14 protein-coding genes are annotated in these 15,380 nt (G+C 70.5%); 9 read left to right on the forward strand and 5 right to left on the reverse strand.

Features of this window, described 5'->3' with window-relative positions; genetic code table 11:
* Positions 1-158 (reverse strand): CoA transferase (locus tag ABZ396_RS23225; protein ID WP_358926953.1); only part of this gene is annotated, 158 nt, incomplete at its 3' end.
* 242 nt (positions 159-400) lie between these two features.
* On the opposite strand from ABZ396_RS23225, the gene ABZ396_RS23230 reads away from it, so the two are divergent.
* The 5 genes from ABZ396_RS23230 (at position 401) to ABZ396_RS23250 (ending at position 6,448) form a co-directional block, all read left to right on the forward strand.
* The gene (locus ABZ396_RS23230) at positions 401-1,156 is read left to right on the forward strand and encodes an acyl-CoA dehydrogenase family protein (RefSeq protein WP_358926952.1); all 756 of its coding nucleotides are present in this window, start codon (positions 401-403) and stop codon (positions 1,154-1,156) included.
* 193 nt (positions 1,157-1,349) lie between these two features.
* Positions 1,350-1,832: a formate dehydrogenase subunit gamma gene (locus ABZ396_RS23235; RefSeq protein ID WP_358926951.1), complete on the forward strand. Its 483-nt coding sequence runs from the start codon at positions 1,350-1,352 to the stop codon at positions 1,830-1,832.
* Complete coding sequence (locus ABZ396_RS23240; protein ID WP_358926950.1) at positions 1,829-3,397, forward strand: NADH-quinone oxidoreductase subunit NuoF; 1,569 nt, start codon at positions 1,829-1,831, stop codon at positions 3,395-3,397. Before ABZ396_RS23235 ends, ABZ396_RS23240 begins: the two co-directional genes overlap by 4 nt.
* The gene (gene fdhF / locus ABZ396_RS23245; RefSeq protein WP_358926949.1) at positions 3,394-6,210 is read left to right on the forward strand and encodes a formate dehydrogenase subunit alpha; all 2,817 of its coding nucleotides are present in this window, start codon (positions 3,394-3,396) and stop codon (positions 6,208-6,210) included. The genes ABZ396_RS23240 and fdhF overlap by 4 nt, the downstream gene beginning before the upstream one ends.
* A 1-nt stretch (position 6,211) precedes the next feature.
* The gene (locus ABZ396_RS23250) at positions 6,212-6,448 is read left to right on the forward strand and encodes a formate dehydrogenase subunit delta (RefSeq protein WP_358926948.1); all 237 of its coding nucleotides are present in this window, start codon (positions 6,212-6,214) and stop codon (positions 6,446-6,448) included.
* Between the two features lie 85 nt (positions 6,449-6,533).
* On the opposite strand, the gene ABZ396_RS23255 is transcribed toward ABZ396_RS23250, so the two are convergent.
* Together ABZ396_RS23255 and ABZ396_RS23260 are read right to left on the reverse strand one after the other, a co-directional pair.
* The gene (locus ABZ396_RS23255) at positions 6,534-7,157 is read right to left on the reverse strand and encodes a carbonic anhydrase (protein WP_358926947.1); all 624 of its coding nucleotides are present in this window, start codon (positions 7,155-7,157) and stop codon (positions 6,534-6,536) included.
* A 57-nt stretch (positions 7,158-7,214) separates the two neighbouring features.
* A complete protein-coding gene (locus ABZ396_RS23260; protein WP_358926946.1) occupies positions 7,215-8,228 on the reverse strand; it encodes a 2-dehydropantoate 2-reductase in 1,014 nt (337 codons plus the stop codon).
* 268 nt (positions 8,229-8,496) lie between these two features.
* On the opposite strand from ABZ396_RS23260, the gene ABZ396_RS23265 reads away from it, so the two are divergent.
* Positions 8,497-10,050, forward strand: coding sequence for a Re/Si-specific NAD(P)(+) transhydrogenase subunit alpha (locus ABZ396_RS23265; RefSeq protein WP_358926945.1), 1,554 nt, complete (start codon positions 8,497-8,499; stop codon positions 10,048-10,050).
* A 6-nt stretch (positions 10,051-10,056) separates the two neighbouring features.
* The gene (gene pntB, locus ABZ396_RS23270; protein WP_358926944.1) at positions 10,057-11,520 is read left to right on the forward strand and encodes a Re/Si-specific NAD(P)(+) transhydrogenase subunit beta; all 1,464 of its coding nucleotides are present in this window, start codon (positions 10,057-10,059) and stop codon (positions 11,518-11,520) included.
* 499 nt (positions 11,521-12,019) lie between these two features.
* Here pntB and ABZ396_RS23275 read toward each other — a convergent pair whose 3' ends face one another.
* Both ABZ396_RS23275 and ABZ396_RS23280 read right to left on the reverse strand, forming a co-directional pair.
* Positions 12,020-12,652: a hypothetical protein gene (locus ABZ396_RS23275; protein WP_358926943.1), complete on the reverse strand. Its 633-nt coding sequence runs from the start codon at positions 12,650-12,652 to the stop codon at positions 12,020-12,022.
* A gap of 1 nt (position 12,653) precedes the next feature.
* Positions 12,654-13,277 carry a hypothetical protein gene (locus ABZ396_RS23280; RefSeq protein ID WP_358926942.1) on the reverse strand — a complete coding sequence of 208 codons (624 nt, stop codon included), beginning with the start codon at positions 13,275-13,277 and terminating at the stop codon, positions 12,654-12,656.
* Positions 13,278-13,406: 129 nt separating this feature from the next.
* Between ABZ396_RS23280 and ABZ396_RS23285 the strand changes: the two genes are divergently transcribed.
* On the forward strand, positions 13,407-14,534 hold the full coding sequence (locus tag ABZ396_RS23285) for an ATP-binding protein (protein WP_359185697.1): 1,128 nt from the start codon (positions 13,407-13,409) through the stop codon (positions 14,532-14,534).
* Entirely contained in the window at positions 14,531-15,241 is a 711-nt protein-coding gene (locus tag ABZ396_RS23290; protein WP_358916742.1) for a response regulator transcription factor, read from the forward strand. The genes ABZ396_RS23285 and ABZ396_RS23290 overlap by 4 nt, the downstream gene beginning before the upstream one ends.
* The last annotated feature ends 139 nt before the right edge of the window (positions 15,242-15,380 follow it).

Raw genomic sequence — 15,380 nt, forward strand, 5'->3', positions numbered from 1 at the left:
ATGTCACCGGTCGGCGCCTCCAGCTTGACGACGTCCGCGCCGAGCCAGGCGAGCAGCTGGGTGGCGGACGGCCCCGACTGGACGTGCGTCATGTCCAGTACACGGACACCGTCCAGTGCCTTGGTGCCAGTGGTGGGTTTGCTGATCGCGGTGGTCACCGGGTCACCTCACTCGTTCGTCGCGGACCGCGACAGGGCGGCAACAGGAAGTGAATACTGTATGCAGTGGACGGGACATTAGCTCCTTCGTGATCCAAGTGACCCGGGCTGGAAGTTGAGGTTTTCCCTAAGAAACAGCAAAGAGACAGTATGAACACCCAGAGGCGATGGCATACAGTATGCAATCTACGAGGGGAGGCTCAGCAGGCTCCCCGCTCGCCCGGACTTCAGGGAGCCGCTCCATGTCGTACCGCTCCGCTCTCTCCTACGTCTTGAGCAGCACCATCGACCCCTCCGCCGAGCAGACCAGCGCAGGCGAGAGGTTTCCCCGCGCCTCCGTGGTCGCCCTCGGAGACGCAGGACTGCTCGGACTCACCGCCTCCGCCCACCTCGGCGGCGGGGGCCTCGGACTCGTCGAGGCCACCGAGGTCGTGACCGTGGTGTCCCGGGCCTGCCCGGCCACGGGCGCCGTTCTCCGGTCCCACTACGCCGCCGTCGCCCTCATGGAGGCGTACGGCACCCCGTGGGTGCGCCGGAAGGTCGCCGCCGGCCATCACCTCAGCACCCTCGCCCTGACCGACGTCGGCGACGGCTACGGACCGGGCGGCGCGGCTTCGCCGGCGGGTTCGACGGCGACGCGTACCGGCGACGTGGTGGCCCTGCGCGGCCGGAAACGCGATGTCGTCGGGGCGGGCGAGGCCGACAGCTACATCTGGTTCTCCGGGCCGGCGTCCGGCAGCGACAGGCCGACCCTCTGGCTGGTCCCGGCAGATGCCCCCGGCCTGTTCGTGCCGGCTCGGCCCAACGGCGCGGGCCCGCGCGGCAGCGGCACGTCCACTGTCTGCGCCGACCCCGTGCTGGTCCCGGCGAGCGCGGGGCTCGGACGGGACGGCGGCAGGCGCGTTGACGCGCTGAGCACCGTCCTCGCGTGGCTGGCCACGCTGCCGGTCGCGGGCTCGGCGGCCGCCGAGCCGGTCAGCGCCGACGCGCTCGCCTGACCTTCCACACGCTCCCGACGGTGGACGGAGGCGTGCCGACTGCATACAGTATTCGATGAGTTGGGACAACCACAGGGGCGCTCATGCCGTACGAGCAGGACGGCCGGGGGCCGGGCTCGTCGATCACCACCCCGTGGATCCATCCGATCAAGCCAAGGGATTCACACATGCACCAGGATCAGGGGGAGGAACCATGACGACGAGCGTCAGTGACGTGACGACGCAGGCCGCCATCAGTGCGATCGTGGCCGCCCATCGCGGGCAACGCGGCGCGCTGCTGCCGATACTGCATGCCATCCAGGCCGAACTGGGGCATGTACCGCAGGAGGCCGTTCCACTTCTCGCCCGGGAGCTCAACCTCTCCCGGGCGGACGTGCACGGGGTGGTCTCCTTCTACCACGACTTCCGCAGCGAGCCGGCCGGCCGTACGACCGTGCGCATCTGCCGTGCCGAGGCCTGTCAGGCGCTCGGCGCAGGCGCCCTGGTGACCTGTGCCCGCGACCGGGCGGGCGTCTCGCTCGGGGAGACGCGCGCCGACGGTTCGGTCACCGTGGAGCAGGCCTTCTGTCTCGGCAACTGCGCGTTGGGGCCGTCCGTCGAAGTGAACGGCGAGGTCCTGGGACGTGTGAGCGCGGATCGCCTGCGCTCGATCCTTGACGAGGCGGTCTCATCGTGACTCAGGATTCGAACTCCCCGGTGCGGGTGTACGTCCCCCGCGACTCGGCGGCCCGGTCCGTCGGCGCGGACAAGGTCGCGGAGGCGATACGGAAGGCGGCCGCCGATCGGGGCCGGCAGATCGAGCTGGTGCGCAACGGATCCCGCGGCATGCTCTGGCTGGAGCCGCTGGTCGAGGTGGTCACGCCCGAGGGTCGGATCGGCTACGGCCCCCTCGCACCCTCGGACGTCGCGGACCTCGTGGACGCGGGCCTCCTGGACGGGGCGGACCACCCGCTGCGGCTCGGCACCGTGGACCGACTCCCGTGGCTGGCCCGCCAGAACCGGGTCACCTTCGCCAGGGTCGGGATCACCGACCCGCTCTCCCCGGAGGACTACGAACGCCACGGCGGCCTGGCCGGACTGCGCAAGGCACTTCGGCTCCCGCCCGCCGACGTGGTCGCCGCGGTCACCGAGTCCGGCCTGCGCGGCAGGGGCGGTGCGGGATTCCCGGCCGGCATCAAATGGAAGACCGTGCTCGGCTGTGCGGACGAACTGAAGTTCGTCTGCTGCAACGCCGACGAGGGCGACAGTGGCACCTTCGCGGACCGCATGGTCATGGAGGGTGACCCGTTCATGCTCATCGAGGGCATGACGATCGCCGCCCACGCGGTCGGTGCACGCGAGGGCTACGTCTACATCCGCTCGGAATACCCGGACGCGGTGGCCACGATGCGCGCGGCGATCGAGATCGCACGAGAGAACAACTGGCTCGGCGAGCGGATCCTCGGCTCGGACCTCACCTTCGACCTGCATGTCCGCGTCGGTGCCGGCGCGTACATCTGCGGCGAGGAGACCTCCATGCTGGAGAGCCTGGAGGGCAAGCGGGGTGTCGTCCGCGCGAAGCCGCCGATCCCCGCGATCGAGGGGCTGTTCGGCAAGCCGACCGTCGTCAACAACGTCCTCACCCTCGCCACCGTCCCGGTGATCCTCGCGGACGGGGCGAAGGCGTACCAGGAGCTCGGCGTGGAGCGCTCGCGCGGCACGCAGGTCTTCCAGCTCGGCGGCAACATCGCGCGCGGCGGCATCGTGGAGACGGCGTTCGGCGTCACCCTGCGCGAACTGATCGAGGACTACGGCGGCGGCACGCTCACCGGGCGCCCGGTGCGCACGGTGCAGGTGGGCGGGCCGCTCGGCGCCTACCTGCCGACGTCGATGTTCGATCTGCCCATGGACTACGAGGCGTTCGCGGCGGCGGGCGCGATGCTGGGCCACGGCGGCGTCGTGGTCTTCGACGACACGGTGGACATGGCCGCACAGGCGCGCTTCGCGATGGAGTTCTGCTCCGCGGAGTCGTGCGGCAAGTGCACGCCCTGCCGCGTGGGTTCGGTACGTGGCGTCGAGGTGATCGACCGGATCGTGGCAGGCGAGCAGCGCGAGGAGAACCTCGCCCTGCTCGAGGACCTCTGTGAGCTGATGACCGACGGATCGCTGTGCGCCATGGGCGGGCTGACCCCGATGCCGGTGCGCAGCGCCGTCACACACTTCTCCGACGACTTCCTCGCGAGGGGGGAGAGCACGGCATGACACTGCTCAAGGAGCCCGACTTCGGAACCCCGGAACGGCCCGGCGGAGCGACCGTCTCGGTCGAGGTCGACGGACTGCCCGTCACGGTGCCGGACGGCACCTCGGTGATGCGCGCGGCGGCGCTCGCCGGCGTCGACATACCCAAGCTCTGCGCCACCGACAGCCTGGAGCCGTTCGGATCCTGCCGGCTGTGCGTGGTGGAGATCGACGGCCGCCGCGGCACTCCGGCGTCCTGCACGACACCGTGCGCCGACGGGATGGTCGTACGGACCCAGACGCCCAAGGTGGAGAAGCTCCGCCAGGGCGTCATGGAGCTGTACATCTCCGACCACCCGCTGGACTGTCTCACCTGTTCGGCCAACGGCGACTGCGAACTGCAGGACATGGCGGGCGTCGTCGGGCTGCGCCAGGTGCGGTACGGCTACGAGGGCGAGAACCACCTCGACGCCGCCCCGGACCTGAGCAACCCCTACTTCGACTTCAACCCGTCCAAGTGCATCGTCTGCTCCCGCTGCGTCCGCGCCTGCGGTGAGGTGCAGGGCACCTTCGCGCTGACCATCGAGGGCCGCGGCTTCGACTCCAAGGTCTCCGCCGGCGCCGGTGAGTCGTTCATGAACTCCGAGTGCGTCTCCTGCGGCGCATGTGTGCAGGCCTGCCCGACGGCGACGCTGCAGGAGCGCTCTGTCGTCGAACTCGGCATGCCGTCCCGCTCGGTTATCACGACCTGCGCCTACTGCGGTGTCGGCTGCTCCTTCAAGGCCGAGCTGCGCGGCGACGAACTGGTCCGGATGGTGCCGTACAAGGACGGCGGGGCGAACGAAGGCCACTCCTGCGTCAAGGGCCGCTTCGCCTTCGGCTACGCCACCCACCCCGACCGTCAGCTCAAGCCCATGGTCCGCGAGAAGATCACCGACCCGTGGCGCGAGGTCGAATGGGAGGAGGCCATCCAGACGGTCGCCCGGAAGATGGGCGCCATCCAGGAGACGTACGGCCCCGCCTCGATCGGCGCCATCAGCTCCTCGCGATGCACCAACGAAGAGGTCTACGTCGTCCAGAAGATGGTCCGCGCGGCGTTCGGCAACAACAACATCGACACCTGCGCCCGCGTCTGCCACTCCCCCACCGGGTACGGGCTGAAGCAGACCTTCGGGGAGTCCGCCGGCACGCAGGACTTCAAGTCGGTCGCCGAAGCCGACGTCATCGTGGTCATCGGCGCCAACCCCACCGACGGGCACCCGGTGTTCGCCTCGCGGATGAAGCGCCGGCTGCGTGAGGGCGCACAGCTCATCGTGGTCGACCCGCGCCGTATCGACCTGGTGCGCTCGCCGCACATCGAGGCCGCGCACCATCTGCAGCTCAAGCCGAGCACGAACGTCGCCGTCATCAACGCCATGGCGCACGTGGTCGTCACGGAGGGTCTGGTCGACCGTGGCTTCGTCGCGGACCGGTGCGAGGGGTTCGACGAGTGGGCCGAGTTCGTGGCACTGCCGGAGAACAGTCCGGAGGCCACCGAGCCCATCACGGGTGTGCCGGCCGACGAACTGCGCGGCGCCGCCCGGCTGTACGCGGCGGCGCCCAACGGGGCCATCTACTACGGCCTCGGCGTCACCGAGCACAGCCAGGGCTCCACGATGGTCATGGGGATGGCGAACCTGGCGATGGCGTGCGGCAACATCGGCCGCGACGGCGTCGGCGTCAACCCGCTGCGCGGCCAGAACAACGTGCAGGGCTCCTGCGACATGGGCTCGTTTCCGCACGAACTCCCCGGCTACCGCCATATCTCCGACGACGCGGTCCGCACCGTGTTCGAGGAGCTGTGGGGGCGCTCGATCCTGGGCGAGCCGGGGCTGCGCATCCCGAACATGTTCGACGCGGCGATCGACGGTTCGTTCCGGGGCCTGTTCGTACACGGCGAGGACATCGCCCAGTCCGACCCGAACCTCCAGCACGTCAGCTCAGCGCTGGCGGCCATGGACCTGGTCGTGGTGCAGGACCTGTTCCTCAACGAGACGGCCAAGTTCGCGCACGTCTTCCTGCCCGGCGCGTCGTTCCTGGAGAAGGACGGCACCTTCACCAACGCCGAGCGCCGTATCAACCGGGTGCGGGCGGTGATGAAGCCGAAGACGGGCAAGCACGAGTGGCAGATCGTCTGCGAGATCGCCACCGCCATGGGCTACCCCATGGCGTACGACCACCCGAGCCAGATCATGGATGAGATCGCCCAGGTCACACCGACGTTCACGGGAGTCTCCTTCGAGGTGCTGGACAAGCTCGGCAGCGTCCAGTGGCCGTGCAACGAGCAGGCACCCGAAGGCACACCGACGATGCACGTCGACGCGTTCGTCCGCGGCAAGGGCAAGTTCGTGGTCACCGCCTATGTGCCGACGGACGAGCGCACCACCTCGCGCTTCCCGCTGGTGCTGACCACGGGCCGTATCCTCAGCCAGTACAACGTCGGGGCCCAGACGCGCCGTACCGGCAACGTGGCGTGGCACCCCGAGGACGTGCTCGAGTTGCACCCGCTGGACGCCGAGAACCGCGGCATCACCGACGGGGACGTGGTGACGCTGGCCAGCCGGGTCGGCAGTACGACGCTGCGCGCACGGGTGTCCGACCGGATGCCGCCGGGCGTCGTCTACACGACGTTCCACCACCCGGTGACCGGCGCCAACGTGGTCACCACCGAGAACTCGGACTGGGCGACCAACTGCCCGGAGTACAAGGTGACCGCCGTACAGGTCGGACTCGCCCACCCGCTCGGGCGGCACACCACCGAGTCCGTGGAAACCGACCTGCTCGCGGGGGTGGACTGAGATGGCCGACGCCGTGCCGCCCGAGCAGCGGATGGCGAACCAGATCGCCGCGAACTTCCGGCAGCTCCCCGGCGACCGGGCCGCCGAGGCGATCGCGGGTCACATCCGCCGGTTCTGGGACCCGCGGATGCGCACCCGGCTGCTGAACCTGGCGGACGCCGGGGCGGACGGCCTGGATCCCGTGGTCCTCGCCGCCGCTCAGCTGCTGCGGCAGCCGCAGGAGGCCTCGGCCGGCTGACCCGGCCCGGGCGCACGACACCGCCTCATCTCGCCTCTGTCCGAGGCGAGATGAGGCGGTGTCGTGTGCACAGAGCCTGAGCGGCTCAGGCGGCGGCGGTGCCGTCCAGGCCTCGGCTGGTGACCATGCGTACCCGTCCGTCACCGAGATGGTAGGAGAGGCCGACGACCGCGGTCTGCCTGCCGAGGAGCGCGGGAGAGCGGTCCAGCAGCAGGTCCACGGTGTGCCGTATGTGCTCGTCCACGATGTCGGGCTCCTCGCTCAGCCCCGCCGCACGCGCGGCCAGCACGCTGGGCGTGACGCGCTCGACGACATCGCGCACGTACCCGGCCGGAGCCAGGCCCTCCTCCAGGGCAGTGCGCGCGGCGCGGATCGCTCCGCATGCGTCGTGTCCGAGCACCACCACGAGCCGGCAGCCCAGTTGGCCCACGCCGTACTCGATGCTGCCGAGCACCTCGGGACCCAGCACATGGCCGGCGGTACGCACCACGAAGAGGTCCCCGAGACCTCGATCGAAGATGATCTCTGCGGCCAGTCGTGAGTCGGAGCAGCCGAAGAGCACGGCGAAGGGGTGCTGACCGGGCGCCAGAGCGACGCGGTGTGCTGCGCCCTGGTTCGGATGCTGCGGGTCTCCGACGACGAAGCGCTGATTGCCCGTCAAGAGGATGTCGAGGGCCTGGTCTGCGGTGGGCGCCTGGGTGATAGCCATGGAATCAGCATGCGCAGACTCCATACAGTATGCAATACGCCTGCAGAGATCGGATGCTCACGCGGGTGCGGCCCCGGACCCGGCCCCGACACCGGCAGCACTTTCGGCATTGCGGCACGCGAGCAGGTCCGTCGCCGCGTGGACGGCACGCAGTGTGGGCGCCTCCGCGCCGGTGATGTCGGCGATCTCGACCACCGCCGTCACCACGGCGTCGAGTTCGAGCGGCTTGCCGGCCTCCAGGTCCTGCAGCATCGAGGTCTTGTGGTGTCCGACCCCTTCGGCACCGCGCAGCCGCTTCTCGATGGAGATGTCCGGCTCACTGCCGACCCTGGCCGCGATGTCGAGGGTCTCCTCCATCAACTGGGCCACCAGCCGCCGGGTTTGGGCGTGACCGCAGATCTCGGCCATGGTCGCCCTGGTGAGCGCGCTGAGCGGATTGAATGCGACGTTACCCATGAGCTTGATCCAGATGTCGTCGCGCAGATTCGACTCGACCGGCGCCTTCAGACCACCGGCGACCAGGGCTTCGCTCAGCGCCGTACAGCGCTCGGAGATGTGACCCGAGGGCTCCCCGAGGGAGAACCGGGTGCCTTCCAGGTGCTTGATCACTCCGGGCGCCTCGATGACGGTGGCCGGGTAGACGACACAGCCGATGGCCCGTTCCGGTGCCAGGACCGCACTGGTGGCGCCGCCCGGGTCGACCGCTTCCACTCGCCGACCCTCGTAGGGCCCTGTCAGCCGGTGGAAGTACCACCAGGGGATGCCGTTCTGCCCGGCCACGATCGCCGTGTGTTCGGCGAGCAGCGGCTCGATGAGAGGCCCGCAGGAGGGATACGCGTGGGCCTTCAGCCCGAGGAACACGTAGTCCACCGGGCCGATCTCGGTGGGGTCGTCCGTGGCGTGCGGCCGGGCGGTGAAGTCGCCGCGCGGACTGTTCACGCGGACCCCTTCGGTCTGCATGGCCCGCAGATGCGGGCCCCGGGCGACGAGGTGGACCTCGGCGCCGCCGCGGTGGAGCGCGGCGCCGACATAGGCACCGATCGCACCGGCCCCGAGGACTGCGATCTTCATGGCGACTCCTCTCGATTGAAGACTGCATACTGTATTCAGTCACTCTCAAGGATGTCCACCAACGCTACGTAATCGACAGGCGTAGACTTCGAGGCATTGCATACAGGCATTGCATACAGTATTCGATTCCTTCTATTCTCGTCCGACGGCCGGTACCTCAAGGTGAAGCACATCGCAGTCTGCTTGCGTTGGCCCGCATCCGTCTGGCGGGTAGATTCCAGCGATCGCAGATCCCCTCCGAACCCTCCTCCGACGAGAGATACAGGACATGTCTGCTGAAGAACCCGCACATCCTCCCCAGCGCATAGGCGTGGTCGCCGAGTCCGTCCCCGGGGAGACGCGCGTCGCGGCGACCCCCGCGACGGTGCGTCTGCTGCTGGGGCTCGGCTACGAGGTCGTGGTCGAGCCCGAGGCCGGTGCCGCCTCCGGCTTCACCGACCAGGCCTACGTCGATGCCGGCGCGGAGGTCGGCGAGGCCTGGGACGCGGATGTCGTCCTGAAGGTGAACGCCCCCTCCGGCTCGGAGACGGCCCGGCTACGGGAGGACGCGACCGTGGTCGCCCTGCTGGCCCCGGCACAGCATCCCGACCTGCTTCAGGCGCTCGCCGACGCCGGCGTGACCGCCCTCGCGCTGGACGCGGTGCCGCGCATCTCGCGCGCGCAGTCCATGGACGTGCTGTCCTCCATGGCGAACATCGCCGGCTACCGCGCGGTCATCGAGGCGGCGCACGTCTTCGGACGGTTCTTCACCGGCCAGGTCACCGCGGCGGGCAAGGTGCCGCCGGCGAAGGTCCTGGTGGCCGGCGTGGGTGTGGCAGGTCTGGCGGCGATCGGCGCCGCTTCCAGCCTCGGCGCGATCGTGCGCGCGACCGATCCGCGGCCGGAGGTCGCGGACCAGGTGAAGTCGCTGGGCGGCGAATACCTCCCGGTGAACGTCGCTCAGGAGGCGAGCACCGACGGCTACGCCACGGCGACCTCCGCCGACTACGACCGCGCCGCCGCCGAGCTCTACCATCAGCAGGCCGAGGACGTGGACATCGTGATCACCACCGCGCTGATCCCGGGCCGGCCCGCGCCGCGCCTGCTGACGGCCGAGGACGTGGCCGTCATGAAACCGGGCAGCGTCATCGTCGACATGGCCGCCGCCCAGGGCGGCAACGTCGAGGGCACGGTCGTGGGCCGGGCGGTGGTGACCGACAACGGCGTGACCATCATCGGCTACACCGACCTCGCCTCCCGGCTGCCCGCACAGGCCTCGCAGCTGTTCGGCACCAACCTGGTGAACCTGATCAGGCTGCTCACGCCTGCCAAGGACGGGCAGCTGGCGATCGACTTCGACGACGTCGTGCAGCGGGCCGTGACCGTAGTGCGGGACGGCGACGTCACCTGGCCGCCGCCGCCCGTCGCGGTCTCGGCCGCGCCCGCCGCGCAGCCGGCGACCACGCCCGCCAAGCCCGAGCCCAAGCAACCGAAGCTGACGCCTGCAGGACGCTTCGGCCTGATCGGGCTCGGCATGCTCGCGATGTTCCTGCTGGTGGCCTTGGCCCCCACGCAACTCGCCGAGAACTTCACCGTGTTCGCGCTGGCGGTGGTGATCGGCTACTACGTCATCGGCAAGGTGCACCATGCGCTGCACACACCGCTGATGTCGGTGACCAACGCGATCTCCGGGATTGTCGTGATCGGTGCCCTGCTGCAAATCGGGCACGAGAGCCGGATCGTCACCACGCTGTCCTTCGTGGCGATCCTGCTGACGAGCGTCAACGTCTTCGGAGGTTTCGCCGTCACCCGCCGCATGCTGTCCATGTTCTCGAAAGGCTGAGCCGAGATGACCTCCATGACGGCCTCCCACGCGGCCAACCTGGTCGCCGCCCTGTTGTTCATCCTCAGCCTGGCCGGCCTGTCCCAGCACCGCACCTCCCGCGCCGGCGTCATCTACGGCATCGCCGGCATGGTCCTCGCGCTGGTTGCCACGATCGTGGCGGCGGCGCAGAGCATCACCGCCGGCGCGGTGGCCCTGATCCTGCTGGCCATGGCACTCGGCGCGGTGATCGGCCTGTGGCGGGCTCGCCAGGTCGAGATGACACAGATGCCCGAACTGATCGCGGTGCTGCACAGCTTCGTCGGCCTCGCCGCGGTGCTGGTGGGCTGGAACAGCTACCTGGAGGTGGAGTCGCACGGCAGGGCGCAGACCCGGATCGGCGCCGATCTGCTGGGCATCCACCACACCGAGGTGTTCATCGGCATCTTCATCGGCGCGGTCACCTTCACCGGCTCGATCGTCGCGTTCCTGAAGCTTTCGGCGCGGATCAAGTCCCGTCCGCTGACGCTGCCGGGCAAGAACGCGCTGAACCTCGGCGCGCTCGGCGCCTTCGTCGCGCTGACGGTCTGGTTCACCATCAGCCCGAACCTGCCGCTGATGATCACGGTGACCGTGCTGGCGCTGGCCCTTGGCTGGCACCTGGTCGCCTCGATCGGCGGCGGCGACATGCCCGTCGTCGTGTCCATGCTGAACAGCTACTCGGGCTGGGCGGCGGCCGCAGCCGGCTTCCTGCTCGACAACAACCTGCTCATCGTCACGGGCGCGCTGGTCGGCTCCTCCGGTGCCTACCTGTCCTACATCATGTGCAAGGCGATGAACCGCTCCTTCATCTCCGTCATCGCAGGCGGCTTCGGCATCGAGGCGCCGCCCGGCCGCGACGAGGAGCACGGCGAGCACAGCGAGGTGCGCGCCGCGGAGGCGGCCGAGATGCTCGCCCAGGCCCGCTCAGTGATCATCACTCCCGGCTACGGCATGGCCGTCGCCCAGGCCCAGCACCCGGTCGCGGAGCTGACGCGCCGGCTGCGCGAGCGGGGCGTCGAAGTCCGCTTCGGCGTCCACCCCGTCGCCGGGCGCCTGCCCGGGCACATGAACGTGCTGCTGGCCGAGGCGAAAGTGCCCTACGACATCGTCCTGGAGATGGACGAGATCAACGACGAGTTCGCCGACGCCTCGGTCGTGCTGGTCATCGGCGCGAACGACACAGTCAACCCGGCCGCGACCGACGACCCGGGCAGCCCCATCGCCGGCATGCCGGTGCTGCGGGTCTGGGAGGCGGAGCAAGTCATCGTCTTCAAGCGCTCCATGGCCTCCGGTTACGCGGGCGTGCAAAACCCGCTGTTCTTCCGCGAGAACAGCAGCATGCTCTTCGGCGACGCCAAGCAGAGCGTGGAGGAGATCCTGCGCGCGCTCAGCACCGACGGCCGACACGAGGCGGCCCCGGCCGCACGTCAGGTGACGGTGGCGGGCTAGCCAGGCTAGTGCGGCAACAGGCAACGTTCGCCCCGTCGCGACGCCCGGCACGCACTCTCGCCGCACCGGCCGAAAGCCCAAGTACGTCCAGTACGAGGACTTCCGGCCGGCACTCCCCCAGCCTCCGGCGGGGGGACCCCCAGAGCACGCACCGGACGCCGCTCCTTGACGGGCAAACGTTGCCTCATGCGGCACTAGAGACCGCATACGGCGAGATCCGCAGGCTGCGCAGCGAACGGCCGTTGTCTTGATCGGTCGAAGCGCCTTGCAGGCCCGGGACGTGACATCCGCGTGTGCGGGCGTCGCCGGCTAATACTCGCACCATCCGTCAGACGCGCTCGTAGGTGGTGCCGGACTCGTTTCTGCGCAACAGACCCTCGTCCACGAGGGCACGGACCAGGTCGGTCACCGGCTGACCCGCGGCTCACAGCCGCCGCCGTCCGACTCTGGCTCCACGAATGACGATTCACCGGAGGCGGCACCAGCATCAGGCGCCGTCTCATCGGGGCGCCACGCTGGCCACCGCTACGGCGGGCCGGGGCGCGTGCCCCGCGCGGCGCCGCCAGTAGGCGACGGTCAGCCAGCCGAGCAGCGGGCCCCACAGCACGAGCGGCGCGTAGGCGGCGGCCAGCAGCGCCGAGTGCCAGTCGTGCAGGGTCATCGGGTTGTCGGGCGGCAGCGGCCGCCACTCGGCGGTCCTGCCGAACGCCCCGGTGACGGCGGCCCAGCTCCACATCGTGGTCAGGATCGTGGCGCCGAGCCCGGCGGGAGTCACGGCCGCGAGCACCGGAACCGGCCGGCCCCGCAGGCGCGGGATCCAGTGCGGCCACACCTCGCCCCAGCCCGCGATCAGGCCGAAGGCCAGCAACGCCAGCACTTCGGACAGGACCGAGATCAGGAGGACGTAGACCTTCATCGGCAGCCAGACCGGAATCTGCCCGTGCCCCGGGTGCAGACCGCCGTCGAGCGGCAGGTGGAAGGTGATCCCGGCGATCCGCCAGATGCTCGCGGGCAGCACGGTGAACGGGATGACGGCGGCCGCGAGGCGGGCACCGCGCGGGACTCCCGCCACGGGAGTGTGGACGGCGGCCCAGGCGGCGCGGAGCCGCCCGCTCGGCGCCAGCTCGCTCATCTCAGCGTCCTTCCGTGGTGGCGCGGCGGCGGTAGTAGGCGCGGGTGACGGCGCCGACCAGCACCGGCCAGGCCACCAGCGGCAGGTAGCAGGCCACGAACAGCACCTGCGACCACCCGCTGACCTCCAGGTGTGAGGTGGCCGTCCCCTTGGCGCCGATCGACGGCGTGAAGTGGATGTGGAAGAGGATGGGGTCCAGGAAGAAGTACGCGGCGAGCAGCACCAGCAGGGTCGCGCCGACGGTCGCCGGGATCACCGCTGCCTTGATCGCCACGCGGCGTCCGCCCAGGAGGGGTATCCAGCGCGGGAAAACCTCGCCCCAGGGCTTGACCAGACCGAGGGTCAGCAGCGCAAGCCCCTCGGAAACCGCGGACAGGAGGAGTGCGTAGAGGTAGTCGCTGAGCTCGGAGCGGTAGCCCGGGTTCGCGGAGTGGTCGACCCCGGCCCATCCGGCGGTCATGAGCAGCCGCCAGATGCTGGAGGGCAGCACCACCAGCGGGACCGCGTGCGCGGCGAGCTGGGCCCAACGGGGGGTGCCGGGGACGTACTTCGGCTTCGCGGACCCCCGCTTCGCGCGCTCGGACGTGGGGGCGGTGGTCGGTCGGGCCGACTGGGTCGCTGTCATGCCCCAAGCCTGGTCAGGCCACCACCCTCGCGGACATATGTCGTTGGGCACCGAGATCGCGGACGGGCCGGTCGGGGATATGCCGAAAGGCACAGGCGCGCCGGTGCCCGCACGCGTACCGTCGGGGTTGTGTTGACCATCATGGTCCCGGCCGTCCTGTCCGGCGCGGCGGCGCTGCTCGTCTTCGCGGGCCGGTCGCGGTCGCGTCCGCTGATCGCCTGGGCGACCGGAGCCGCCGCCGCGGTGTCGCTCGTCGTGACGGTCGCTCATCCGTCCGGAGCGGTCGGCCCCGGGCCGGGCACGGTGGGCACGCTGGAAGCCGTCGCCCTGCTCGCCGTGCTGGTGCCGACCGCGCGCCACGCCCCGCCGCCGCAGGCGATCGCGGCCGCAACGCTGGCCCACCTCGCGGTGACCCTGTGGGTGCTGCGCGCTTGGAGCACCGACTCGGTCCGCGGCATCGTCGGCGCCTGCGTCTTCTGGTCGTTGCTGGCGACCGGCGCGGCGGCGGGCGGGGTGTACCTGCGGGTGCTGGACGCCCGGCGGGTCAGCTCGGTGGCCGAGGCCCGGCGGCGGCAGCGCCTGGACCTGGCCCGGGACCTGCACGACTTCGTCGCCCACGACGTCAGCGAGATGGTCGCGCAGGCGCAGACCGGGCGGTTCCTCGGGTTGGACAATCCGAGTGTCGCGCTCGACGCGCTGCGGCGGGTCGAAGAGGCCGGGCTCCGGGCTCTGGCCGCGATGGACCGCACCGTGCACATGCTCCACGACCAGCAGAACGGCGATCCCCGGCAGTCGGTCAAGGGCTTGGACGAGGTGCCCGAACTGGTCCGGCGCTTCCGCGAGTCGAGCGCGGGTCGGACCGAACTCGCCCTCGCCCCGGGCCTGCTCGACCACGTCGCCCGCGAGGTCTCCGGCACGGCGTACCGGATCGTGGTGGAGGCCCTGACCAACGTGCGTCGCCACGCGCCGGAAGCCGACGTGACCGTGACGCTGGACCGGTCGGCGTCCGCACTCACCGTCGACGTCAGCAACGGCGCCTCGGCCGGACGGCCGCAGCAGCGCGGCGACCGGGCCGGTGGGCTGGGGCTGCCCGGCCTGGCCGAGCGGGTGGCCTCGCTCGGCGGATCGCTGACCGCCGGGCCCCGCCCCGGCGGCGGCTGGCGCCTGGCGGCCGAGCTGCCGCTCGCAGGCGACCGAGGCACCCGCCGACCCTCCCTCCCCACCCCCTTCCGCCCCGGAAAGGCCCAGCCCCGATGAGCAACGCCCCGACGACCACGGCGCCGACCAGCACCGGACCGACCAGCACCGGCCCGATCCGCGTCCTGCTCGCCGACGACCAGGAGAGCATCCGCAGTGCCTTCCGGATGGTCCTCGACGCCCAGCCGGACATCCAGGTCGTCGGCGAGGCCGCGGACGGCGGCGCCGCGGTCGAGCTGGCCCGGCAGTTGCGGCCGGACGTGGTCCTCGCCGACATCCGCATGCCGCGCGTCGACGGGCTCGAACTCACCCGCCTGCTGGCCGGCCCCGACGTGGCCGTCCCGCTCCGGGTGGTCGTGGTGACCACGTTCGACCTGGACGAGTACGTGCACGCCGCGCTCCGAAACGGCGCCGCCGGCTTCCTTCTCAAACGATCGGGTCCGACCCTGCTGATCGAGGCGGTCCGCGCGGCGGCGGTCGGGGACACCCTGATCAGTCCGCAGGTCACGGTCCGGCTGCTGCGCGAACTCACCGCCGGTCCGACCGTGACGGACCCGGACGAAGGAGCGGAGCCGCTGACCGACCGTGAGCGGGAGATCGTGACGCTGCTGGCCGACGGCAGCACCAACGCCGAGATCGCGGCGCAGCTCTTCATCGCCACCGGGACGGTGAAGAACCACGTCGCGAGCGTCCAGCGCAAGCTGGGGGTGCGCAACCGAGTCGGCATCGCCGCCTGGGCCTGGGAGCACGGGATCTGCCGGCCCTGACCCGGCCTCACGCGAGGCGCTACGACAAGCGCGCCACGACTTCCACGGCACGGTCACAGCCGCCGCCGTCCGGCTCTGGCTCCACGGAATGACGATTCACCGGACACGGCCTAACCCGTCACGGACATGTCCGCCACGC

The organism is Streptomyces sp. NPDC005866 (assembly GCF_040629895.1).
Lineage (GTDB): Bacteria > Actinomycetota > Actinomycetes > Streptomycetales > Streptomycetaceae > Streptomyces.